The sequence below is a fragment of the Pseudomonas sp. S04 genome (assembly GCF_009834545.1).
In the GTDB taxonomy this organism is placed as follows: Bacteria; Pseudomonadota; Gammaproteobacteria; order Pseudomonadales; family Pseudomonadaceae; genus Aquipseudomonas.
In genome coordinates this window covers 1,293,222-1,314,318 of the sequence record NZ_CP019427.1, presented here as the reverse complement: position 1 = coordinate 1,314,318, position 21,097 = coordinate 1,293,222, and the positions used below count along the sequence as shown (strand labels likewise).

The 21,097-nt window shown below is 59.9% G+C and carries 18 protein-coding genes and 2 tRNA genes; 11 read left to right on the top strand and 9 right to left on the bottom strand.

Annotated elements, in window-relative coordinates; all coding sequences use genetic code 11:
- The first annotated feature begins 13 nt into the window (after positions 1 to 13).
- Positions 14 to 778, top strand: coding sequence for an ABC transporter ATP-binding protein (locus PspS04_RS05675; RefSeq protein ID WP_159994083.1), 765 nt, complete (start codon positions 14 to 16; stop codon positions 776 to 778).
- A gap of 45 nt (positions 779 to 823) precedes the next feature.
- On the opposite strand, the gene PspS04_RS05670 is transcribed toward PspS04_RS05675, so the two are convergent.
- The 3 genes from PspS04_RS05670 to dcd form a co-directional block, all read right to left on the bottom strand.
- On the bottom strand, positions 824 to 1,195 hold the full coding sequence (locus PspS04_RS05670; protein ID WP_159994081.1) for a hypothetical protein: 372 nt from the start codon (positions 1,193 to 1,195) through the stop codon (positions 824 to 826).
- A gap of 205 nt (positions 1,196 to 1,400) precedes the next feature.
- Positions 1,401 to 1,610, bottom strand: coding sequence for a hypothetical protein (locus PspS04_RS05665; protein ID WP_095166923.1), 210 nt, complete (start codon positions 1,608 to 1,610; stop codon positions 1,401 to 1,403).
- A gap of 108 nt (positions 1,611 to 1,718) precedes the next feature.
- Positions 1,719 to 2,285, bottom strand: a complete 567-nt coding sequence (gene dcd / locus PspS04_RS05660) for a dCTP deaminase (RefSeq protein ID WP_003219273.1) — start codon at positions 2,283 to 2,285, stop codon at positions 1,719 to 1,721.
- 354 nt (positions 2,286 to 2,639) lie between these two features.
- On the opposite strand from dcd, the gene PspS04_RS05655 reads away from it, so the two are divergent.
- Positions 2,640 to 2,849: a cold-shock protein gene (locus PspS04_RS05655; protein WP_002554837.1), complete on the top strand. Its 210-nt coding sequence runs from the start codon at positions 2,640 to 2,642 to the stop codon at positions 2,847 to 2,849.
- A 182-nt stretch (positions 2,850 to 3,031) separates the two neighbouring features.
- On the opposite strand, the gene PspS04_RS05650 is transcribed toward PspS04_RS05655, so the two are convergent.
- Positions 3,032 to 4,039: a DUF481 domain-containing protein gene (locus PspS04_RS05650; RefSeq protein WP_159994079.1), complete on the bottom strand. Its 1,008-nt coding sequence runs from the start codon at positions 4,037 to 4,039 to the stop codon at positions 3,032 to 3,034.
- 166 nt (positions 4,040 to 4,205) lie between these two features.
- Here PspS04_RS05650 and PspS04_RS05645 point away from each other — a divergent pair, with 166 nt between their 5' ends.
- The 4 genes from PspS04_RS05645 to PspS04_RS05630 all read left to right on the top strand — a co-directional run bounded on the left by PspS04_RS05645 (position 4,206) and on the right by PspS04_RS05630 (position 8,981).
- Positions 4,206 to 4,559, top strand: coding sequence for an MGMT family protein (locus tag PspS04_RS05645; RefSeq protein WP_095166919.1), 354 nt, complete (start codon positions 4,206 to 4,208; stop codon positions 4,557 to 4,559).
- A 43-nt stretch (positions 4,560 to 4,602) separates the two neighbouring features.
- Entirely contained in the window at positions 4,603 to 6,165 is a 1,563-nt protein-coding gene (locus tag PspS04_RS05640) for an AmpG family muropeptide MFS transporter (RefSeq protein WP_095166917.1), read from the top strand.
- 129 nt (positions 6,166 to 6,294) lie between these two features.
- Positions 6,295 to 8,010 carry a proline--tRNA ligase gene (locus PspS04_RS05635; RefSeq protein ID WP_095166915.1) on the top strand — a complete coding sequence of 572 codons (1,716 nt, stop codon included), beginning with the start codon at positions 6,295 to 6,297 and terminating at the stop codon, positions 8,008 to 8,010.
- A 17-nt stretch (positions 8,011 to 8,027) separates the two neighbouring features.
- Positions 8,028 to 8,981, top strand: coding sequence for a hypothetical protein (locus tag PspS04_RS05630; protein WP_095166902.1), 954 nt, complete (start codon positions 8,028 to 8,030; stop codon positions 8,979 to 8,981).
- A 42-nt stretch (positions 8,982 to 9,023) separates the two neighbouring features.
- Here the strand turns inward: PspS04_RS05630 and dinB are convergent, their stop codons facing one another.
- Positions 9,024 to 10,085, bottom strand: a complete 1,062-nt coding sequence (gene dinB, locus PspS04_RS05625; RefSeq protein WP_095166900.1) for a DNA polymerase IV — start codon at positions 10,083 to 10,085, stop codon at positions 9,024 to 9,026.
- Between the two features lie 298 nt (positions 10,086 to 10,383).
- On the opposite strand from dinB, the gene PspS04_RS05620 reads away from it, so the two are divergent.
- The 4 genes from PspS04_RS05620 to PspS04_RS05605 all read left to right on the top strand — a co-directional run bounded on the left by PspS04_RS05620 (position 10,384) and on the right by PspS04_RS05605 (position 14,969).
- Positions 10,384 to 10,460 (top strand) — tRNA-Met (locus PspS04_RS05620).
- A gap of 220 nt (positions 10,461 to 10,680) precedes the next feature.
- Positions 10,681 to 10,757 (top strand) — tRNA-Met (locus tag PspS04_RS05615).
- 274 nt (positions 10,758 to 11,031) lie between these two features.
- The gene (gene mprF, locus PspS04_RS05610) at positions 11,032 to 13,674 is read left to right on the top strand and encodes a bifunctional lysylphosphatidylglycerol flippase/synthetase MprF (protein ID WP_095166898.1); all 2,643 of its coding nucleotides are present in this window, start codon (positions 11,032 to 11,034) and stop codon (positions 13,672 to 13,674) included.
- The gene (locus tag PspS04_RS05605) at positions 13,674 to 14,969 is read left to right on the top strand and encodes a virulence factor family protein (protein WP_095166896.1); all 1,296 of its coding nucleotides are present in this window, start codon (positions 13,674 to 13,676) and stop codon (positions 14,967 to 14,969) included. The genes mprF and PspS04_RS05605 overlap by 1 nt, the downstream gene beginning before the upstream one ends.
- A 119-nt stretch (positions 14,970 to 15,088) precedes the next feature.
- On the opposite strand, the gene PspS04_RS05600 is transcribed toward PspS04_RS05605, so the two are convergent.
- From PspS04_RS05600 to PspS04_RS05585, 4 genes are all read right to left on the bottom strand, one after another.
- Positions 15,089 to 15,760 (bottom strand): PP2C family protein-serine/threonine phosphatase, encoded by a 672-nt coding sequence (locus PspS04_RS05600; RefSeq protein WP_159994077.1) that lies wholly within the window; start codon positions 15,758 to 15,760, stop codon positions 15,089 to 15,091.
- Complete coding sequence (locus PspS04_RS05595; RefSeq protein ID WP_159994075.1) at positions 15,757 to 16,455, bottom strand: hypothetical protein; 699 nt, start codon at positions 16,453 to 16,455, stop codon at positions 15,757 to 15,759. Before PspS04_RS05595 ends, PspS04_RS05600 begins: the two co-directional genes overlap by 4 nt.
- A gap of 1 nt (position 16,456) precedes the next feature.
- Positions 16,457 to 17,224, bottom strand: coding sequence for a MarR family transcriptional regulator (locus PspS04_RS05590; RefSeq protein WP_159994073.1), 768 nt, complete (start codon positions 17,222 to 17,224; stop codon positions 16,457 to 16,459).
- A gap of 249 nt (positions 17,225 to 17,473) precedes the next feature.
- Entirely contained in the window at positions 17,474 to 19,375 is a 1,902-nt protein-coding gene (locus PspS04_RS05585; RefSeq protein WP_095166894.1) for a potassium transporter Kup, read from the bottom strand.
- A gap of 288 nt (positions 19,376 to 19,663) precedes the next feature.
- Here PspS04_RS05585 and rimO point away from each other — a divergent pair, with 288 nt between their 5' ends.
- Entirely contained in the window at positions 19,664 to 21,001 is a 1,338-nt protein-coding gene (gene rimO, locus PspS04_RS05580; RefSeq protein WP_095166890.1) for a 30S ribosomal protein S12 methylthiotransferase RimO, read from the top strand.
- The last annotated feature ends 96 nt before the right edge of the window (positions 21,002 to 21,097 follow it).

Sequence of the window (21,097 nt, the reverse complement as noted above, 5' to 3'; positions counted from 1 at the left end):
GGATGTTCACTCCATGTACAAATTGACCATCGAAGGCCTGCACAAAAGCTACGGCAGCCATGAAGTCCTCAAGGGGGTGTCGCTCAAGGCCAGGACGGGCGACGTGATCAGCTTGATCGGCGCCAGCGGCTCGGGCAAGAGTACCTTTTTGCGCTGCATCAACTTTCTCGAAACCCCCAACGACGGCGCCATGAGTCTCGATGGCCAGGCAATCCGCATGATCAAGGACCACCACGGCATGCGGGTCGCCGACGAAGCCGAGCTGCAACGCATCCGTACCCGCCTGGCCATGGTTTTCCAGCACTTCAACCTGTGGAGCCACATGACTGTGCTGGAAAACATCAGCATGGCTCCGCGCCGGGTGCTGGGGGTGAGTAAAAAAGACGCTGAGGACCGCGCGCGCCGCTACCTCGACAAGGTCGGCCTGGCTACCCGTGTGGCGGACCAGTACCCGGCATTCCTCTCCGGCGGCCAGCAGCAGCGGGTGGCCATTGCCCGTGCACTGGCGATGGAGCCGGAAGTCATGCTGTTCGATGAGCCGACCTCCGCCCTGGACCCGGAGTTGGTGGGTGAAGTGCTCAGGGTGATCCAGGGGCTGGCCGAAGAAGGCCGGACCATGATCATGGTCACCCATGAAATGAGCTTTGCGCGCAAGGTGTCCAACCAGGTGTTGTTCCTGCACCAGGGCCTGGTGGAAGAACAAGGCACGCCCGAGGATGTACTGGGCAATCCCCGAAGTGAACGGCTCAAGCAGTTCCTCAGTGGCAACCTGAAGTAGCGGTCAGTGGGAGCGCTGGCTCCCACTGCGCTCCTTTGCCCCGGCTTAAGCCTGGTACTCCAGCCTGAAGCTGCCATTTTCGATGCGGATGCCATCGGCATCCGTGCCGCTGAAGGTACCGGTAAACTGCGTATCCCCAACGACCGTCAACGTCAGGCTGCCCAGCGGGTACAACTCCGCTTCGCTGATGCCCGTCACATGGATGACCGAGGGTAACCCGACCTGGAGCTGGTACGTGCCGGCCTGGATGTCGTCTGGCAGATACAGGTAGAAGCCTTCCCCCGCAGCGTTGACCGCCTCGAGGTTGTGCACGCCTTGGCGCAGGTAGTACCGCAAGCCCTCGGTTACCCGAAGCGCCTTCAGGCCGCTGGCGGTATGGATGTCAGCGCTGAAATGACCCGATCGAACTGAACTCATTGGAAATTCCTTTTTCACGACTATGGCTAACCGCTCGCCTCAAGCGTTGTTCAAGCCACGCAGGGGAGCACCGCCGCGATAAAAACACGGCAGACCTGACCATAGGTTTCAAAGGTGAACACAGGTGTTTCGAGGCATGAACGTCCAGTGAACAGCGGTCAACCCTCACCACAGTTCACTGGCGATGCACCAAGAGCCGGACCAATCAGGCCACTGGTGCGGGAGGTGGCTCGTCCGGCAGGGTCGGTTCGCCGGGCTCGGTGGGTTGTTCGTTGGGGGTGTCCGGGTCGGGCTGACCGGGGATGCCGCCAGCCTGGGCGACGGACGGATGGGCTAACAACGACCAGGCCAGTACACCCACCTGATTGGGCTCAAGCCTTGCCAGTTCGGCACTTACGCGTGGATCGATCTTCATTGGGCACTCCTGGGCGATGGCCCGATCCGCCTTGCGCGGATCCGGGCAGTACACTCCATAGAGTCTACGCTCGCCGAGGAATTCCCACGGTCTGTCCGGACGACTGACTCAGGTGCGCGGCAGGGTCACGCCACGTTGGCCCTGATACTTGCCACCACGGTCTTTGTAGGAGACTTCGCACTCTTCGTCGGATTCGAAGAACAACATCTGCGCCACGCCTTCGTTGGCGTAGATCTTCGCCGGCAGCGTGGTGGTGTTGGAGAATTCCAGGGTCACGTGGCCTTCCCACTCCGGTTCCAGCGGCGTGACGTTGACGATGATGCCGCAGCGCGCGTAGGTGCTCTTGCCCAGGCAGATGGTCAGGACATTGCGCGGAATGCGGAAGAACTCAACGGTACGGGCCAGGGCGAAGGAGTTCGGCGGGATGATGCAGACATCGCTCTTGACGTCGACGAAGCTCTTCTCATCAAAGTTTTTCGGATCGACGGTGGCCGAGTTGATGTTGGTGAACACCTTGAACTCATCGGCGCAGCGCACATCGTAGCCATAGCTCGACACCCCGAAGGAAATCAGTCGTTCGGCGCCTTCGCCACGCATCTGGCGCTCGACGAAGGGCTCGATCATGCCGTGCTCTTGCGCCATGCGGCGAATCCACTTGTCCGATTTGATGCTCATGGCGGGTGTCCTGAATAGCGAGGTGGAAAAATTCTGTCCGGCATCTTACCGGGGCGCGCCGCCGGGTTCAAAGTCCGGTACGCATTAATCGCCGATCGCCTTTAATATCGGATACCGCGCGTCGATCACGCGCACCGTCAGTCACGAAAACAGATAAACCTTCGCAAAGACCATTGGCACGTTCCGGAAAAAGGGTTAAGGTGGCGCCACTGTGCTGCTTGTGTCACTGAGAATCTCTACACGATATGTTGAATTTCGATCCAACCATCTACAAGAATTTTTCCTGCTCTTTGCACTCAGTCTCGGCCAGGGTTCTTCCTGAGTCGCAGTTATCTTTGTTCAAGGAGTTACACCATGTCTAATCGCCAAACCGGTACCGTTAAGTGGTTCAACGATGAAAAAGGCTTCGGCTTCATCACTCCACAATCCGGTGACGACCTGTTCGTTCACTTCAAAGCTATCCAATCCGACGGCTTCAAAAGCCTGAAAGAAGGCCAACAGGTTTCTTTCATCGCTACCCGCGGTCAGAAAGGCATGCAAGCTGAAGAAGTTCAAGTTATCTAACTTGTACTGATTTAGTAAAAAAAGCCCCGCCCTCAAAAGCGGGGCTTTTTTGTGCCCGTAGATTTTGTACTCGCTTTCGACACGTGCTTGCGACACGTGCTTGCGACACGTGCTTGCGACACCTGCTTGCGGCGCCAGCGGGAGCCGCAAGCAGGCAACAGTTTCTGCCAGGTGACTGGGCGTTACCAGGTCACCCCAAAGCCTGCGGTGTAACGGGTCTTGCTGAAGTCGGCATCATCGGAACCGCTGATGATATCGCGCTCGGCCTTGAGGTTGAGCGATGCCCAGTCCGTGACCTTGTAACGCAAGCCCAGCTCGGCATCGAGGGCAAAGTCGGCGACGCCCGACAGCGGCTTGCCGACTTCACCATTGGTGAAGAATTCCACCGACCTGCCGATCAGGTAACGGTTGTAATCCCACTTCATCGCCAGCGAATAGAAGTTGTCTTTGCCGCCGTCCGAATATTCGTAGTCGGTGCGGTTCAGCAGTGAGCCGAGGGAGAACGCGCCCAGCTCGTCATCCCAGAACTGGTAGCCCGGACCGGTACCGACCGTGCGCTGGCGGGAGAGGTCCTCGACCTTGTCGCGCTTGTAGGTCAAACGCCCCTGCCAGAACCATTGATCGGTAATGAAGCGGTCAAGGGAGTACTCGGCCCGCCAGTTGTCGGTAGTCACGACCTCATCCTGGAACTCGCGGTTGTATTCACCTTCTGCGGTATGACGCCATTTGCCATGTCGGGCGGAAGTCTTGAAATCCACGTCATAGTCGTCGGTGTCATTTTCCGCCCGCTGATAATCCAGGGCGACATCGACATTGCCCTTCCACACCAGATCCTCGACCACCGGCTTAGGCTTGAGAATCTGCTGGATACTCGCCAATTCGACGGTCTTGGGGGTTTCGCCATTGGCCAAGGTGACCTTGCCCTCATCGGCCGCCTGCAGGGACTTGGCTTTTTCACCAGTGTAGGCATCCTGCTTGACCAGCAGCTCCTGGTCACTTTCCAGGGTCTTGACCTGTTTCCAGTCGATCGGGATGGCTCCAGCGTATTCGGTCTGGATCAGCAGTTTGCCGCCGTCAAAGAGCTTGATCTTGCCACTCAGGCGATCGCCATTCTTTAACCAGACGGTGTCGCCGAGTGCAGGAGCGCAGGCACTGATAGCGGCGAGGCAGAGCAGAATTCTGGACGGCATAAACAAGGACAAGCCTCAGGTTCGCGAAAAAAAGGCGGCATTATCCCTATAGAGAAAGCCTGAGCAAGGACTGACCGGGGTATTTGTGATGAGTTCATTTATCATTGCGTGATCGGCGCTTTACTCTACCAGCGGTACAGCGCCTGCCCGTCAAGGAACCCAACACGTGAGCGACTGCGAGAACCAACCTCAGGACCCGGCACAAATCCGCCGAACGGCACTCTACCTCACCCTGGCCCAAGTGCCCGAAGGCAAGGTAGTGAGTTACGGCCAACTCGCCGAACTGGCCGGCCTGGGTCGGGCTGCGCGCTGGGTCGGGCGCACCCTGAGCCAATTGCCCGGCGACAGTAAACTGCCCTGGCACCGCGTGCTCGGCGCAGGCGGACGTATCAGCCTGGCCGTTGGCACCCCCTCGGGCGACGAACAACGCGCGCGCTTGCGAGCCGAGGGCATCAGTATCCAGAACAATCGTGTTGATATTCAGCGCCATGGCTGGCGTCCGGTAGAGCACAGCGGTTAGAGTGCGCGCTTTGTTTCCGCAATTTTGAGGCAGACTCCAGCCCATGCCCCGTAAAACCTGGCGCGCCGCGCTCGCCGCTTATGCCAGCCCCTCGACGCTCGTGCTGTTGCTGCTGGGTTTCGCCGCCGGCCTGCCCTACATGCTGGTATTTTCGACGCTTTCCGTCTGGCTGCGCGAGGCCGGTGTGGCCCGCGAAACCATTGGCTATGCCAGCCTGATCGGCCTGGCCTACGCCTTCAAATGGGTGTGGTCGCCGCTGCTCGACCAATGGCGCCTGCCCTTGCTCGGCAAGCTCGGCCGTCGTCGCTCCTGGTTGGTGCTGTCCCAAGCTTTGGTGATTCTCGGCCTGATCGGCATGGGCTTCTGCGACCCGCAAAAACACCTGTCCTGGCTGATCGCGATCGCGGTGGTGGTGGCTTTCGCCTCGGCCACCCAAGATATTGCCGTCGACGCCTACCGCCTGGAAATCGCCGACGACACGCGCCAGGCTGCCCTCGCCGCCAGCTATATGTCCGGCTATCGGGTGGCCGCCCTGCTGGCAACTGCCGGCGCACTATTCTTTGCCGAAGGCTTTGGCTCCACCGGATTCAATTACCAGCACTCGGCCTGGACCGGCACCTACGTGCTGTTTGGCCTGTTGATGGTCCCGGCGTTGCTGACCAGCCTGTTCATGCGCGAACCGCCCGTACCCTTGCGCACCCAACTGTCCGCCGGACGCTACAGTTTTGTCCACCAACTGGCGTCGGTGTTCGTGCTGATTGTGTTGCTGGTCTCGGTACCGGCGATGTGCACCCAGCTCTACAACACTGACTTTGCCAGCGTGCTGTTCGGCGACACCAGCCTGCTCGACTTGCTGCTCGAAGACCGCGCCTTCCTGCGCGCCATTCTCTACATCACCCTCACTGGCATGTGCCTTTCGACCATGGGCCGCCGCGGCCTGGCGCCCGTGCTGACGCCAATCAACGACTTCGTCATGCGCTATCGCTGGCAGGCATTCCTGCTGCTGGGGCTGATTGCTACCTATCGGATGTCCGATACGGTGATGGGCGTCATGGCCAACGTGTTCTACATCGACCTGGGCTTCACCAAGGACCAGATCGCCGGTGTCAGCAAGATATTCGGCCTGATCATGACCCTGGTGGGTGCCGGCATGGGCGGCCTGCTGATCGTGCGCTTCGGCATCCTGCCCATACTGTTCATCGGCGGCGCGGCGTCGGCCGGCACCAATATCCTGTTCGTGATGCTCGCCGACATGGGCGCCAACCTGCAGATGCTGATTGCCACCATTTCGCTCGACAACTTCAGCTCGGGTCTCGCGACGTCGGCCTTCGTGGCCTATCTGTCGAGCCTGACCAACCTGAAGTTCTCCGCCACCCAATACGCTCTGCTGAGCTCGATCATGCTCCTGCTGCCGCGCCTGATCGGCGGTTATACCGGGGTCATGGTGGAAAAATTCGGCTATCACGACTTCTTCATCATCACCGCCCTGCTCGGCGTGCCGACGCTGATCCTGATCGCCATACACTGGTTCCAGGAAAGCCGGCGCGAAGGTCCGACCCCGACACCTGGGCCCGTGACGAACACCAGCACCCTCGAAGAATCCTGACAAACGCCCGGGGTGCGGGGCTTTCCCCGCCTCAGGGCGACACCACGGACCGCACGCCTGTACGCCAGCACATCTCGCCCGTACAATGCTCCGTCATTTCTAGTCTTCAGCAACCGACAACGGCCTACCATGCGCACCAGTCAATTTTTGCTCGCCACACAGAAAGAAACGCCTTCCGATGCGGTCGTCATCAGCCATCAGCTGATGCTGCGCGCCGGCATGATCCGCAAACTCGCCTCGGGCCTGTACACCTGGCTCCCCATGGGCCTGCGGGTAATGCGCAAGGTAGAAGCGGTCGTTCGCGAAGAAATGAACGCCGCCGGCTCTCTTGAAGTGTTGATGCCGAGCACTCAACCGGCTGAGCTGTGGCAGGAATCCGGGCGTTGGGAAGAATACGGCCCTGAGCTGCTGCGCTTCAAGGATCGCCATGGCCGCGATTTCTGCGCCGGTCCGACCCACGAAGAAGTGATCACCGATCTGATGCGCAACGAGTTGAGCAGCTATAAACAGCTGCCAATCAACCTGTTCCAGATCCAGACCAAATTCCGCGATGAAATCCGCCCACGCTTCGGTTTGATGCGCGGCCGCGAATTCATCATGAAGGACGCCTACTCCTTCCACGCCGACCAGCCTTCGCTGCAGGTCACCTATGACCGCATGCACCAGGCTTACTGCAACGTATTCACCCGCCTGGGCCTGAAATTCCGTCCAGTCGAGGCGGACAACGGCTCGATCGGTGGCGCCGGTTCCCACGAGTTCCACGTTCTGGCCGAATCCGGCGAAGACGACATCGTCTTCAGCAACGGCTCCGACTACGCAGCCAATATCGAAAAAGCCGAAGCCGTGCCACGGGAAACCTCCCGTCCTGCGCCAAGCGAAGAGCTGCGCCTGGTGGATACACCAGAGACCAAGACCATCGCGGCACTGGTGGAAAAATTCAATCTGCCGATTGAAAAGACCATCAAGACCCTGATCGTGCACGCCGAAGAAGCCGGCAAGCTGGTTGCCCTGGTCATCCGTGGCGACCACGAACTCAACGAGATCAAGGCCGCTAACCAGCCTGGCGTTGCCAGCCCGCTGGTCATGGCCGGCGACGCCGAACTGCGTGACGCCATCGGCGCCGGCGCTGGCTCCCTGGGCCCATTGAACCTGCCGCTGCCGATCATCATCGACCGCTCGGTGGAGCTGATGAGCGACTTCGGTATCGGTGCCAACATCGACGACAAGCACTACTTCGGCGTCAACTGGGAGCGCGACCTGCCGGTTCCAACCGTGGCCGACCTGCGCAACGTCGTGGCCGGCGATCCAAGCCCGGACGGCAAAGGCACCCTGGAAATCAAGCGCGGCATCGAAGTCGGGCACATCTTCCAGCTGGGCAACAAGTACAGCAAAGCGATGAAGTGCGAAGTGCTGGGCGAGAACGGCAAGCCGGTGACCCTGGAAATGGGTTGCTACGGCATTGGCGTGTCCCGCGTGGTCGCAGCTGCCATCGAGCAGGGCAACGACGAAAAAGGCATCATCTGGAGCGACACCCTCGCGCCATTCCAGATTGCCCTGGTACCGCTGCGCTACGAAACCGAACTGGTACGCGAAGCCACCGACAAGCTCTACGCAGAACTGACTGCGGCCGGCTTCGAAGTGCTGCTGGACGATCGCGACAAGAAAACCAGCCCGGGCATCAAGTTCGCGGACATGGAGCTGATCGGCATTCCTCACCGGATCGTGGTCAGTGATCGCGGCCTCGCCGAAGGCAACCTGGAATACAAGAGCCGTACCGAGGCCGAGCCGCAAGCGCTGCCGGTCGCTGACGTACTGTCGTTCCTTCAGGCTCGCATCCGCCGCTGACACCAGATAGAGAAGTCATGTTCAAGCGAAACACCTTAAGCCTCGGTGGTGCTGCCCTGTGCAGCACCCTGCTGCTCAGCGGCTGTGCCAATCAAATGTCACAGCGCAGCGAGCACGAGGAACGTATCGAGCGCAAACTGCTCGATCACAGCCTGCAGATCGATGTCGGTGAGCCTAAGGTGCTTGAGCTGCCGCAACGCCGAGTGCGGATTCATGAACAGAAGACCTTCGAAGTCACCGAGTTCGAAGTCACGCGGCGCTACGACCGCTACACGCCTTACCAACCCTGGCGGGAGGTCTATGAGATTCCGCTGGGCGCGGTCGCAGTGGTGGCAGGCGTCGGCGCCAACGTGGTCAACGTGTTTGCCCTCGGCAACCTGCCGGACAGCGTCACCAAGGACTGGATCAGCTACGGTTTTGCCGGGCTCAACCCGTTCATGAACGTGCAGTCCCACGGTCGGGCGCAACAGAACCTGGCGGGCATTGATGAAGTCGAGCGGGAAAAACGCACGGAATACTCAAGCCTGCCCTGGAGCGAACGCCCGGTAGAGGTCAAGACCGGCAAGCAGACCTTCGAGCTCACCACCGACCGCAATGGCGTGCTGCGCTTGAACCTGCTGGACAGTCCGTTCTCCGAACATGACCTGAGCCGCATCAGCAAGCTGCAGATTTCTGTCGCAGACGCCCAGGATGACGTGCACAGCGATTCCTCGCTGGCCATCAGCGGCAATTTGCGCGGCAAGCTGCTGGAAGCCCACGAACTGATTTACGACGACCTCGAAGATGACGAAGTGAGCCAGTGGGTGCACCGGGTCAAGCGCCTGTCGGAACTGGGCCTGGAAGAAGAGGCCAGCGAATTGGAGCAGAGCCTGATCGAACTGACCCGCAACGATCCCGAGTTGCAGAGTGAGTTCCTCAAGTCGCTGACCAAGGATGCCGGGCGCCTGGTGGCGGATCCGGGCGTCAATTAGTACCGCAAATGTTCGCGGGCAAGCCCTGCCCGCGACTACTTTCTAGCGCCCGAACAGGTCCAACTGCTCGAACCCACCGCGCAAATCCTGCAATCGCACGCCAATCCCCAACAACCGCACCGGCTTGCCACCCCGATTGAACGCCTGAGTCAGCAACAGCTGATAACTGCCCAGGTCACGCCCTGCCCCAGCCTGTTCCAGGGTGGTCTGGGTAAAGTCATGGAACTTGACCTTCACGAACGGCTTGCCCGGACGGTAACTGCTGTCGATGCGCGCCATGCGTCCATTCAGGCTTTCCAGCAGCTCGGGCAGCTTGTCCAGGCAACTGACCAGGTCGGGCAGGTCGACATCGTAGGTATTCTCCACGCTCACCGATTGCCGGCGACTGTCGTTTTGCACTGCCCGCTCATCAATCCCACGAGCCAGACTCCATAAGCGCTCGCCAAAACTGCCAAATTCACGCACCAGCGCCAGCTTGTTCCACTCGCGCAGTTGCAGGCAATCGACGATACCCAGGCGCGCCAGCTTGTCCGCCGTGACCTTACCGACGCCATGCAACTTGCTCACTGGTAACTGTGAGACAAAATCCTCGACCTGATCCGGCGTGATCACGAACAGTCCGTTGGGCTTTTTCCAGTCGCTGGCGATTTTTGCTAAAAACTTGTTTGGCGCCACCCCGGCCGACACCGTGATGTGCAACTGATTGGAGACGCGCCGGCGGATGTCCTGGGCAATCCGCGTGGCGCTGCCGGCAAAATGCCCACAGTCGGACACATCCAGGTAAGCCTCATCCAGCGACAACGGCTCGATCAGGTCGGTGTAGTCACGAAAGATCGCCTGGATTTCCTTGGATGCCTCGCGGTAAGCGTCCATGCGCGGCTTGACGATGACCAGGTCCGGACACAGCTTCAACGCATGGCGCGAAGACATTGCCGACCGTACGCCATAGGCCCGGGCTTCATAGTTGCAGGTCGCAATCACCCCCCGCCGATCCGCGGAACCACCCACCGCCAGCGGTTTACTGGCCAGCGTTGGGTCGTCACGCATCTCGATGGCTGCATAAAAGCAGTCACAGTCGACGTGAATGATTTTGCGTTGAGTCATAAAAGGCGGTGTTCGCTGAAGGAAAAAGGACAAATATCAGTCAGATCACCAGTATCTCACTGACACCTGTATATAGCACCAGTGCTTTTAATCTTCTGTTACAGCAGACAATAGCGCCAGGATGGATTTATTTTATTAATCGAAATCAGACCATCAATAGAGCTGAGAGCCTTACGGGGCAAGCCCTGCAGCCCTCCAGGCATCTCCCGCATAAGCGCTAAGCGCTTGAACAGGAACAGATTTTTCTCAGTTAGCGGTTGACACCCCAGCGATCCTCTGTAGAATGCCGACACACAGACGCGGGATGGAGCAGTCTGGTAGCTCGTCGGGCTCATAACCCGAAGGTCGTCGGTTCAAATCCGGCTCCCGCAACCAAACATCAAAAAAGGCTACTCGAAAGAGTGGCCTTTTTTGTGCGTGGGTGTTTTTGCCCACAGCCTTTGAAGACATAACCGAGACGCGACAAATTCTCGTTATGCTTCTGACACTTAAGTGCAGCCCCCGCGTCTTTCCAGGGCAATTTACGTTTATTTGACCCAATCCACGATTAACGGTTGACACCCCGGCGTTCCTCTGTAGAATGCCGCCACACAGACGCGGGATGGAGCAGTCTGGTAGCTCGTCGGGCTCATAACCCGAAGGTCGTCGGTTCAAATCCGGCTCCCGCAACCAAACATCAAAAAAGGCTACTCGAAAGAGTGGCCTTTTTTGTATCTGCAGAAAAAGCCCTTTCGCAACAATGGCCTGGCAAGGTACTGCGAACCTTTGCCGCCCTCCCAGATCCATCAAGCTATGCTCAATCGCAGGCGACCCTTCCAGCGTTGAATCGCGCCCACGCGCCAAGGCTCAATGGCAGGCGTCAGTATTTGTAACTATTTTTTACTACAGGGATTGGTAACTTGGCTGGATACCCCCATCCTGTCGCGCACAATCCAAGAGGTGATTGATGCGCGCCAACTCGTCTGATTCACAAGACACCGTCACTGCGACCCAACCGATCAAAGCCACACGCCTGCATTGGCTGGATCTGCTCAGCAAGTACCGCCAGCCCATCGGCCTGGCCGTGACCTTGTTGCTGTTCGCGATTGCCTTGATTGCCTGTCGCCATCTATTAAGCGAACTGGATCTCTACGCCCTGCATGACTCCATCCTGCAAGTGCCACAACCGGCCTTGCTCGGCGCCCTGGGTGCAACGATCGTCGGCTTCATCATCCTGCTCGGCTATGAGTGGTCGGCATCGCGCTATGCCGGTGTAAGCCTACCGGCCCGCAGCCTGATGTTCGGCGGCTTCAGCGCATTTGCCATTGGCAACGCCATAGGCCTGTCATTGCTCTCGGGGGGCTCGGTGCGTTACCGGCTCTACGCGCGTCACGGCCTCGGGGCTTCGGAAGTCGCCCACATGACCCTGTTTGCCAGCCTGTCCCTGGGCTGCGCCCTGCCCCCGCTGGCAGCCCTGGCGACCCTGAGCAACCTGCCGGCCGCCTCTGCCGCCCTGCACTTGTCCGAGGCCCTGCTGGGCGGCATCGCAATTGCCGTGCTGCTGCTCTGTGCGGTCCTGGCGATTGGCATCTACCGGCGGCGCCTGCCCGAGCAACCCTACCCGGACAACCTGCTGGTGCGTGCCGGGCGCCGCACCCTGCGCCTGCCGGGCCGGCGCCTGACCTTCCTGCAACTGATCATCACCGCGCTCGACGTCGCCGCGGCTGCCACCGTGTTGTATCTGCTGCTGCCGGAAACCCCGCCATTCGGTGCATTCCTGCTGGTCTACCTGCTGGCCCTGGCCGCGGGCGTGCTCAGCCACGTGCCCGGTGGCGTAGGCGTGTTCGAGGCCATTCTGCTGGCAGCCTTTGCCGACAAGCTCGGCGCCGCGCCGCTGGCCGCCGCCCTGCTGCTGTATCGCCTGATCTATGTGATCCTGCCAATGCTGGTGGCCTGCCTGCTGCTGTTGATCAATGAGGCCCAACGCCTGTTCAACAGCCGTGAGGCGCTGCGCACCGCTTCCGGCCTCGCCGCGCCGGTGCTCGCGGTGCTGGTGTTCCTGTCTGGGGTGGTCCTGCTGTTTTCCGGCGCCACACCGGAGATCGACACCCGCCTGGAACACATCGGCTTTCTGATCCCCCATCGCCTGATCGACGCCTCGCACTTCGGCGCCAGCCTGATCGGCGTACTGTGCCTGTTGCTGGCCCAGGGCCTGCGCCGGCGCCTGTCGGCCGCCTGGATGCTCACCACCGTGCTGCTGCTGGCCGGTGCCTTGCTGTCGCTGCTCAAGGGCTTTGACTGGGAAGAAGCCAGCCTGCTGATCCTGACGGCCAGCCTGCTGGCGATCTTCCGCCGCTCGTTCTATCGCCCCAGTCGCCTGACCGAACTGCCCTTCTCGCCGCTGTACCTGGTGGCCAGCGTGTGCGTGTTGGCTGCGTCGATCTGGCTGCTGCTATTCGCCTACCAGGATGTGCCCTACAGCCACCAACTATGGTGGCAGTTCACCCTGGATTCCGATGCACCGCGCGGCTTGCGTTCGCTGCTCGGTGCCGCGGTGCTGCTGGTGGTGGTGTCGCTGACCTGGCTGCTGCGCACTGCCCGCCCGGCCATTGACCTGCCCGACGCCACTGACCTGGCAAAAGCGCAGAAGATCCTGATGGCCTCGGCCCAACCGGACGGCGGCCTGGCCCTGACCGGGGACAAGGCGTTGCTGTTCCACCCCAACGGCGACGCCTTCTTGATGTATGCCCGGCGCGGCCGCAGCCTGGTTGCCCTGTACGACCCGATCGGCCAGCCGCAGCAGCGTGCCGAGATGATCTGGCAGTTCCGCGACCTCTGCGACCTGCATCACGCCCGCCCGGTGTTTTATCAGGTGCGCGCAGAAAACCTGCCCTACTACATGGACATCGGCCTGACCGCCATCAAGCTCGGCGAAGAGGCGCGGGTCGACCTGCTGCGCTTTGACCTCGAAGCCAAGGGCAAGGAGATGAAGGACCTGCGCTACACCTGGAACCGCGGCACCCGTGATGGCCTGTCGTTGGAAATCCACGAGCCCGGCCAGGCGCCGATGGACGAGCTGAAAGTGATTTCCGATGCCTGGCTCACCGGCAAGAACGTGCGCGAGAAAGGCTTCTCCCTGGGCCGCTTCAGCGATGACTACCTGAAGCACTTTCGCATTGCGATCATTCGTTTTGAGGGGCGCCCGGTGGCATTTGCCAACCTGCTCGAGACCTACAGCCACGACCTGGCCAGCCTCGACCTGATGCGCGCGCACCCGGACGCCCCCAAGTTGACCATGGAATTCATGATGGTCGGCCTGATTCAGCATTATAAGAACCACGGCTATGCACGCTTCAGCCTGGGCATGGTGCCATTGTCGGGCTTGCAACCCCGGCGTGGCGCGCCACTGACCCAGCGCCTCGGCTCAATGGTGTTTCGCCGGGGCGAGCAGCTCTACAATTTCCAGGGGCTGCGCCGCTTCAAAGACAAGTTCCAGCCTGACTGGGAACCTCGTTACATGGCCGTGCCCGCCGGACTCGATCCGCTGGTGGCACTGGCCGATACCGCCGCCCTGATTGCGGGCGGCTTGACTGGATTGGTGAAACGCTGATGATTCAACGCTCCTGGCGGTATGTATTGGCCACTCTGGTGGCTCTGGCTGTGATCCTTGGCGGTGGTTACTGGTACTGGAACCGTCCAGCCCCACAACCCACCGTGGAACTGTTGACGCCGGCTGACGGCGCGCCCATGACCCGGGTCATTCCGGGCACCCAGGCGCGCGCCCAGGTGATCGTCGCGGTCAATGCAGAGCAGAAGCTCAGCGACACCCAGTTGATCACCCTCAGCCGTGGCGGCGCGGCAGAAATCGTCCAGGTGATCCTGCCCAAGGACTGCATGTTGCAAGGACGTGCCCTGCAGTCGGCGCTCAAGCAGCTCAACGGCCCAGCCACCCTGGTCAGCGGTATCGGCCCCGGCGCGGTGCTGGCGTGGCGCTGGCTGGCCGAGCAGAAGGACGACAAGTCCCAGGCGGTCTCGGTCGACCTGGCCCTGGAGAAACCCGGTTGCACTCATCTGCTGCCAAAAAGCGCCGCCCACGGCCACTGGCTGGTAGCGTGGAACGATAACCCCGACGACACCAGTGCCGGTTTCGTACGGGACCAGGCCAATGCGCAAACCAGCATCAGCGACTACGACATCAACCTGCCGCAGGTGCTGAACAACGAACTGCGCAAGCTGCTGATCGGTGCCGACAAGGGCAATGGCGGCCTGAACATTCCGGTGGTCGAAGTGCCTGCCGGCCAGGCCAAGGACACCGTCACCTTGTTCCTCTCCGGCGACGGCGGCTGGCGCGACCTGGACCGCGACGTGGCCGGTGAAATGGCCAAGATCGGCTACCCGGTGGTCGGCATCGACACCCTGCGCTACTACTGGCAGCACAAAAGCCCCGAGCAGAGCGCCATCGACCTCGCCGAGCTGATGCAGCACTACCGGCAGAAATGGGGCACCAAGCGCTTCATCCTCACCGGCTACTCATTTGGTGCCGACGTTCTGCCCGCCATCTACAACCGCCTGGCGGAATCGGAGCAGCAACGGGTCGACGCGATCATCCTGCTGGCCTTCGCCCGCACTGGCAGCTTCGAGATCGAAGTCGAAGGCTGGCTCGGCAACGCCGGCAAGGAAGCCGCCACCGGCCCGGAAATGGCCAAGTTGCCTGCCGCCAAAGTGGTGTGCATCTACGGCGAGGAAGAAGCCGACGAGAGCGGCTGCACCGATAAGACCGCCGTGGGCCAAGCCATGAAGCTGCCAGGCGGGCACCACTTCGACGAGAATTACCCAGCCCTGGCCCAGCGCCTGGTGGACATCATCGAGAAGCGCCAGGGCGCTGACAAGGTCGCTGAAGACTGAGTGCGCCCCCCCAACAAAAAGCCCCCGCTGCCATTAGGCCGCGAGGGCTTTTTTACATGTACAAGCATGAAGCGCTACCAACTCGCCGAACTTCATGCGGATGCTCTGAACTTCCAAGGCTAAAACTGAACATCTATCCATGTCACGTCATCTTCAACAGCGACAAAGTCACTATCCGGTGCTGCCAGCAAGCTGCGTTGCTGCTCCTGCGTTAACTCCGCCCAAAAGCCGTCGGTTACGAACACCAATCGCTCATCGACGGCCAATGGGTGAAAAACAAAGTCAGGGTTCGGGGGACGATCAACTTTCAGGCATCGGGTTATTCTGTTTCGAGCCGGATCTTGCGCCAGCTCAAGGTGCGAACGGTCGCGCCTCCAATTGGCCTTGCAATGGGGTGGTGTAATCCACTCGATCGTGCCTGCCGTTGTCACTACACCACACGAACAGTCCCCCTCATACGCAAGCGTGAGCCTCCCATGAGCAGCGAAACCGATCAGGTAACAGGTGGCCCCAGTCTGGCCCGCAAATAAAGCAAGGTGAAGCTCAGCCAGCACTGAAGCAAGTACCCGCTCAACTGCTCCCTCCTCAGTGAGATCGCCCTCCCGATCCATATGTTTCGGGTAGGCCGCTAAAACACCTTTTACAAAGCCTTCAGCAAGATCACCACTGCCTGGCTTCGCCGTACCGTCCGTGATGACGAATAGCCCTCTGTCGCCATCGCAGAGAGCTCCAGCACAATCATGATTGGCTTTCCTGGTCCGCCCTATTACTGATCTGGTGCCGTATCTCATGCGTTGCCCAGGTCCTTCATACGCTCGTGAATGATTCGCCCCCTACCCGGATTAGCCTGCACCGAACCCGAGCTTTCAATCACGTAGTCGATACCACTGAGCACCGTGAGCTCTCGAATTCCAGTCGTGATGAACGCTTTGAGCTCAGACTCAGCGTGGCGAACCTCCTCCAAAAGCTCTGTACGACCATCAATCAAGATGATTATGTCTTCGACGTCTTTATGGTAGGGATCACCCTCGCCACGACCGCTAAAAGCCTCTAGTTTCGTCGCAAGAAAGTAGGTCGGTTTAAATATCTGGATTACGGTACCGCTGGGCAACGTAAATTTATCGGCCCTCGCCAGTCCCTCCACGAACCAACGGTTGGCATATCCGAGAACTTCAGGGTCAGAAGGCATCACGTCAACGACGACGTCGTTGAAACGGAAACGACAGTTGACTTCATCCTCACCGGTGATCTTGAAGTGCTTGGTCGCCAGCCGCTCTATGAGGTGTTGCCAGGCGCTAATGCCTGCCAGCTCGATCACCAAGTCGACATCATCGGTGAACCGGATGTCGTCCAGCACAGCAGCATCAGTGACCAGCATGGCCGTGGTGCAACCGCCGACAAAGGCAACTTCAGCGAGAAACGCCTGCCCCAAGCCGTCTGCCACAAACTCTATGAGTTCGTAGTTGTGATCCGCGTTTGATGACATGTTATTTCAGCCCCATCCCTGCTTTCAGAATGTTGACCGCCACACCACGCTCTCGCGGGCCACCAAGACGGATCGCGTCAGCAAGCGCAAGATAGTGATAAAGGATTCTGTCCCTCTTCACCGCTTCCGGCACTGTCTTGTAGAGCGGCACTATCGCCTGACCACGCTCAGTTCCGAGTGCATCAGGCCAAACCGGAATCAACCCGCCAGCGCTCTTGATGCTTTTGGAAAGGGCCGGAGCTGCGAAGCCTGTTGGAATACCGCGAACCATCGCGCCCGGTTTCACGGGGAAAAAGTATTTCAGAGCGTGCTCGGTAATTTTCAGCAGCTCTCGCCGATTAACTTTCGCAAACCCGGTGTCGTAGTCATTGGTGAGAATTCCGGACTCACGGCACCTAGCCATAGAATTTGAAACTTCACTTTTGCTTATCCCAAGAGACGCAGATAACGCACGCAACGAGTAACCCTCACTCCAGCTCGCCAGCGGTGGAGAAGGCACAGGCTCCGACCACCCTTCCCACCCATCCTCATCCCCCAAGGGCAAGTCGAACTCCTGGCGGCGGAATACAGTTTCTTCACCATCAATGGGGTAGCTGTCCAGCGGCAGCCCTACTCGCCCCCCTGCCGTCATTCGATTGATCTGCTGGGGCTTCAACAACTCTTCAACCGTGTTCGAATTCGACTCAGACTCCATCTTCCCAAAAAGATTTTCTTCCTGGGCATGCAAGCTGGCCATCTTGAACAAAAGCAAAATATCTTGACTCTTCATGAAGCTAAAAACTCCAAGTGTCCACGCTCCATAAAACGTGGACACTTGTCTCATTGGAAATGTCGAGCAGTCAAGATCTTTCGATACTTGTCAGTTTTCACTGGGCAAACCTGCAGATCGTCTGCCAATTCGCAAACAGCAGGGACAGTGACTGAGCTTAGAACCCCCTCGAACCGTAGCGCTAAAACCCCTTAGACGAAAAAGCCCCCGCAACCTTGAGGTGGCAGGGGCTTCTTCATCCAGCAACGCTTACATCTCCACCTGCGTCCCCAACTCAATCACCCGGTTCAGTGGCAGATTGAAGAAGCGCAGGTTGCCGTTGGCGTTTTTCAACATGAAGGCGAACAACGCTTCGCGCCAGCGGGCCATGCCTTCGAGCTTGGAGGCGATCACCGTCTCGCGGCTGAGGAAGTAGGTGGTGCGCATCGGGCTGAAGTCCAGCTCATCGAGATGACACAGCTTCAGCGCCTGCGGCACGTCCGGCTCGTCGACGAAACCAAAGTGCAGGATCACCCGGAAGAACCCTTCGCCGTGGGCCTCGACTTCAAAGCGCCGCGCTGGCGGTACCCGTGGGATGTCTTCGTAGACCACGGTCAGCAGCACTACCTGCTCGTGCAGCACCTGGTTATGCAGCAGGTTGTGCAACAACGCGTGGGGCACCGCGTCCGGGCGTGCGGTGAGGAACACCGCCGTACCCTGGACCCGATGGGGTGGCTGCACACGGATGCTGCTGATGAAGATCGGCAAAGGCAGGCCGCCCTCGTCCATCCGCTCGACCAACAGTTGTTTACCGCGTTTCCAGGTGGTCATCAGGACGAACAGCGCCAGACCGGCGATTACCGGAAAGGCCCCGCCCTGGACGATTTTCGGCACGTTGGCGGCGAAATACAGACCGTCCACCAGCAAGAAGCCCAGCAACACCGGGACGGCGAGCAGTGGAGGCCATTTCCACAGCAACAGCATGACCGCCGACACCAGGATGGTGGTCATCAGCATGGTGCCCGTCACCGCCACTCCGTACGCCGAGGCCAACGCCCCGGAGGATTCAAACCCGAGCACCAGCAGGATCACCCCGACCATCAGCGACCAGTTCACCGCGCCAATGTAGATCTGGCCCTGTTCGGCACTGGAGGTGTGCTGGATGTGCATGCGCGGAATGTAGCCGAGCTGGATCGCCTGGCGGGTCAGGGAGAACGCCCCGGAAATCACCGCCTGGGAGGCAATCACCGTGGCCAGGGTCGACAGGCCGACCAACGGAATCAAGGCCCAGCTTGGCGCCAGCAGATAAAAGGGGTTGCGGGCCGCGCTCGGATCGCCGAGCAGCAATGCGCCCTGGCCGAAGTAATTCAGCACCAGCGCCGGCAGTACCAGGATGAACCAGGCACGGGCAATCGGCTTGCGGCCGAAGTGGCCCATGTCGGCGTACAGCGCTTCGGCACCGGTCAATGCCAGCACCACCGCACCGAGGATTGCCACGCCCATGCCCGGGTGGACAATGAAGAAGCGCACACCCCAGACCGGGTTCATCGCCTGCAGCACTTCCGGATGTTGCAGGATGCCGTAGACACCCAGCGCGCCCAGCACCAGAAACCAGGTGACCATGATCGGCCCGAACAGAATGCCGATACGCGCAGTGCCATGGCGTTGGATCAGGAATAGCGCCACCAGCACCACCAGCGACAGTGGCACCACCCAGTGGTCAATGCCGTCGAATGCCAGTCCCAGGCCTTCAATCGCCGAGAGCACGGAAATCGCCGGGGTAATCATGCTGTCGCCATAAAACAGCGCTGCACCGATCAGCCCACAGACCACCAGCAAGGTGCGCAATCGGGCATGCCCGGCCGCCGCTCGCCGCGCCAACGCGGTCAAGGCCATGATCCCGCCTTCGCCCTGGTTGTCGGCACGCAGGACAAACATCATGTACTTGATCGACACCACCCAGATCAACGACCAGAAGATCAGTGCCAGAATCCCCAGGACGCCGTCATGGTTGACCGGTACGCCATAGTTCCCGGAGAAGACCTCCTTGAGGGTGTACAGCGGGCTCGTGCCGATATCGCCGTAAACCACCCCAACTGCCGCCACCAGCATGCCGATCGGCTTGGCCGCCGAATGCTCGGAACCTGCCGCCTGACTACTTGCCTGCCCCATCCACCACCCCTACTACCCAGACCCGGACTGCCTTGGAAAAGCACGACGCTTTATCGTGCAGCATGCGCTGTTTTACTTTCCGTTACAGACGTTTTGTTGACTGTAAGAAATCGGCAAAGCCCAACGGCGCGAAGCATAGCGCAGCACTCGTCGTATTTCCCTGCATAAAGCTGGTCAAGAGGGCCGACCATCGCTAGAATTGCGCACTTTTTGATCAGAGGCGCTGTAAGCGCCCGTCTGTCGCCTTGCCGTTTCCGGCTGGAGGCGTCACAAATACCGAGGTTAGACATGTCCACCACTCCTGCGTCGGCCAACCCCAAGGTTGGCTTCGTATCCCTGGGCTGCCCAAAAGCGCTGGTCGACTCCGAGCGCATCCTTACCCAACTGCGTATGGAAGGCTATGACGTCGTGTCCACCTATCAGGACGCGGACGTCGTGGTGGTCAACACCTGTGGCTTCATCGACTCGGCCAAGGCCGAATCCCTGGAAGTGATCGGCGAAGCCATCAAGGAAAACGGCAAGGTCATCGTGACCGGCTGCATGGGCGTCGAAGAAGGCAATATCCGCAACGTGCACCCAAGCGTGCTGGCCGTCACCGGCCCGCAACAGTACGAGCAAGTGGTCAATGCCGTGCATCAGGTCGTGCCGCCGCGCCAGGATCACAACCCGCTGATCGACCTGGTGCCGCCACAAGGCATCAAGCTGACCCCGCGCCACTACGCCTACCTGAAGATTTCCGAAGGCTGCAACCACAGCTGCAGCTTCTGCATCATCCCGTCGATGCGCGGCAAGCTGGTCAGCCGCCCGGTGGGCGATGTGCTGGACGAAGCCCAGCGCCTGGTCAAATCCGGCGTCAAGGAACTGCTGGTTATCTCCCAGGACACCAGCGCCTACGGCGTTGACGTCAAGTACCGCACCGGGTTCTGGAACGGCGCGCCGGTGAAAACCCGCATGACCGAACTCTGCGAAGCCCTCAGCACCCTCGGTGTCTGGGTGCGCCTGCACTACGTTTACCCGTACCCGCACGTCGACGAGTTGATCCCGCTGATGGCCGCTGGCAAGATCCTGCCGTACCTGGACATCCCGTTCCAGCACGCCAGCCCGAAAGTCCTCAAGTCGATGAAACGCCCGGCCTTCGAAGACAAGACCCTGGCGCGCATCAAGAACTGGCGCGAAATCTGCCCGGACCTGATCATCCGCTCGACCTTCATCGTCGGCTTCCCTGGCGAAACCGAAGAAGACTTCCAGTACCTGTTGAACTGGCTGACCGAAGCGCAACTCGACCGCGTGGGCTGCTTCCAGTACTCGCCGGTAGAAGGCGCACCGGCCAACGACCTGGACCTGGAAGTAGTCCCGGACGACGTCAAGCAGGACCGTTGGGAGCGTTTCATGGCGCACCAACAGGCCATCAGTTCGGCACGCCTGCAAATGCGTATCGGCCGGGAAATCGAAGTGCTGGTCGATGAAGTCGACGAGCAAGGCGCGGTCGGCCGCTGCTTCTTCGATGCCCCGGAAATCGACGGCAACGTATTTATCGACAACGGCAGCAACCTCAAGCCAGGCGATAAAGTCTGGTGCAAGGTGACTGATGCCGACGAGTACGACCTGTGGGCTGAACAGATCTAAGACAGGGCATCCCCTACGGATTGCACTGACTCCAAAAAGCCCCGCTCTTTTTCATGAGATGCGGGGCTTTTTTACGGCTATCGTTTGCTTATCCAC

Excerpts from the sequence above, each read along its gene's own strand:
- PspS04_RS05675 (WP_159994083.1), top strand. The coding sequence starts at position 14 with ATGTACAAATTGACCATCGAAGGCCTGCACAAAAGCTACGGCAGCCAT.
- PspS04_RS05670 (WP_159994081.1), bottom strand. The coding sequence starts at position 1,195 with ATGAGTTCAGTTCGATCGGGTCATTTCAGCGCTGACATCCATACCGCC.
- PspS04_RS05665 (WP_095166923.1), bottom strand. The coding sequence starts at position 1,610 with ATGAAGATCGATCCACGCGTAAGTGCCGAACTGGCAAGGCTTGAGCCC.
- dcd (WP_003219273.1), bottom strand. The coding sequence starts at position 2,285 with ATGAGCATCAAATCGGACAAGTGGATTCGCCGCATGGCGCAAGAGCAC.
- PspS04_RS05655 (WP_002554837.1), top strand. The coding sequence starts at position 2,640 with ATGTCTAATCGCCAAACCGGTACCGTTAAGTGGTTCAACGATGAAAAA.
- PspS04_RS05650 (WP_159994079.1), bottom strand. The coding sequence starts at position 4,039 with ATGCCGTCCAGAATTCTGCTCTGCCTCGCCGCTATCAGTGCCTGCGCT.
- PspS04_RS05640 (WP_095166917.1), top strand. The coding sequence starts at position 4,603 with ATGCCCCGTAAAACCTGGCGCGCCGCGCTCGCCGCTTATGCCAGCCCC.
- PspS04_RS05635 (WP_095166915.1), top strand. The coding sequence starts at position 6,295 with ATGCGCACCAGTCAATTTTTGCTCGCCACACAGAAAGAAACGCCTTCC.
- PspS04_RS05630 (WP_095166902.1), top strand. The coding sequence starts at position 8,028 with ATGTTCAAGCGAAACACCTTAAGCCTCGGTGGTGCTGCCCTGTGCAGC.
- dinB (WP_095166900.1), bottom strand. The coding sequence starts at position 10,085 with ATGACTCAACGCAAAATCATTCACGTCGACTGTGACTGCTTTTATGCA.
- mprF (WP_095166898.1), top strand. The coding sequence starts at position 11,032 with ATGCGCGCCAACTCGTCTGATTCACAAGACACCGTCACTGCGACCCAA.
- PspS04_RS05605 (WP_095166896.1), top strand. The coding sequence starts at position 13,674 with ATGATTCAACGCTCCTGGCGGTATGTATTGGCCACTCTGGTGGCTCTG.
- PspS04_RS05600 (WP_159994077.1), bottom strand. The coding sequence starts at position 15,760 with ATGAGATACGGCACCAGATCAGTAATAGGGCGGACCAGGAAAGCCAAT.
- PspS04_RS05595 (WP_159994075.1), bottom strand. The coding sequence starts at position 16,455 with ATGTCATCAAACGCGGATCACAACTACGAACTCATAGAGTTTGTGGCA.
- PspS04_RS05590 (WP_159994073.1), bottom strand. The coding sequence starts at position 17,224 with ATGAAGAGTCAAGATATTTTGCTTTTGTTCAAGATGGCCAGCTTGCAT.
- PspS04_RS05585 (WP_095166894.1), bottom strand. The coding sequence starts at position 19,375 with ATGGGGCAGGCAAGTAGTCAGGCGGCAGGTTCCGAGCATTCGGCGGCC.
- rimO (WP_095166890.1), top strand. The coding sequence starts at position 19,664 with ATGTCCACCACTCCTGCGTCGGCCAACCCCAAGGTTGGCTTCGTATCC.